Raw genomic sequence first — 1,166 nt, 5'->3', positions numbered from 1 at the left:
GGGGCTGAACTAACCCAACACAAAGCTAGCTTACGTATCACCACGTTAGATTGGTTACAGGGCTATAGCGAACTGACCTTATTCGGTGCGGAAGAGCGTTATCGCAATGCTATCTTGGATACGCAAGAGAAACTGCTTAAGAACCAATACTTCAATGCCCATTTCTCTGGCTTGGCTCAAGCACTGCTGCTGTTGGCCAATGGTTGGACAATTGTACTCATACTATGGCTTGCGGCTGACGGTGTAGGCGGTAACACACCAGATCCTATGATTGCTCTGGTTGCCTTTGCTACTATGGCGAGCGTCGAGTTACTGATGCCAATTGCTGGTGCATTCCAACACCTTGGTCAAACGCTAACATCAGCGCGTCGACTCAATGATATTACTCAAGCAGAGGCCGACGTTCAGTTCCCAACAGAAGCGACTCAACATCGAGGTGAGTTCTCAATTGAGTATAAGGGCGTCTCCTTCCACTACCCTGACTCAAATACCGATGTACTTAGCCAAGTCGATCTCGCTATTCCAGCTCAGCATCGTATAGCAATTGTTGGTCAAACCGGGTCAGGCAAGTCAACGCTTATTCAGCTACTCAATCGCTATTGGGATGTTCAGCAAGGCAGTATTGAGATCGCGGGAAAACCAATTCAAGATTGGAGCGAAAGCCAGCTACGCCAAGCGATTAGTGTTGTCAGTCAACGCGTTGATATTCTTAACGGTTCACTGCGAGACAACTTACTAATGGCAAAGTCTCAAGCTAGCGATGATGACTTAGCAGCCATTTTAGCAAAAGTAGGCTTAGAAAAACTGCTGGAAGATACAGGCCTAGATACCTGGCTTGGTGATGGCGGTCGACAGCTATCTGGTGGCGAGAAGCGCCGCATTGGTATTGCACGTGCCCTACTCCACGATGCACCAATCCTACTGCTTGATGAGCCAACAGAAGGGTTAGACAAACAGACTGAGAAGCAAATCATGCAGCTATTTGAGCAGCATTTTGCCCAGAAAACAGTGCTCTTTATCACCCACCGTTTAGTGAATTTAGACAAGATGGACACAATCTGCCTGATTGAACAAGGTCAGATTGTTGAACACGGCACTCATCAGCAACTGCTAGATGCGCAAGGTCGATACTATCAGCTAAATCAAACGCTATAACCACTCCGTTT

General features: G+C 47.3%; 1 protein-coding gene. It reads left to right on the top strand.

The genetic code is table 11. From position 1 onward, the window contains the following. Positions 1-1,155, top strand: a 1,155-nt coding sequence (locus QTO00_RS19995; protein ID WP_331426306.1) for an ATP-binding cassette domain-containing protein, incomplete at its 5' end; no start/stop codon positions are given. Positions 1,156-1,166 lie beyond the last annotated feature (11 nt).

It is taken from the genome of Vibrio sp. M260118, assembly GCF_036533755.1.
Lineage (GTDB): Bacteria > Pseudomonadota > Gammaproteobacteria > Enterobacterales > Vibrionaceae > Vibrio.
Note: the sequence above shows the minus strand (reverse complement) of the source record. Positions and strands in the feature narration are given on the sequence as shown.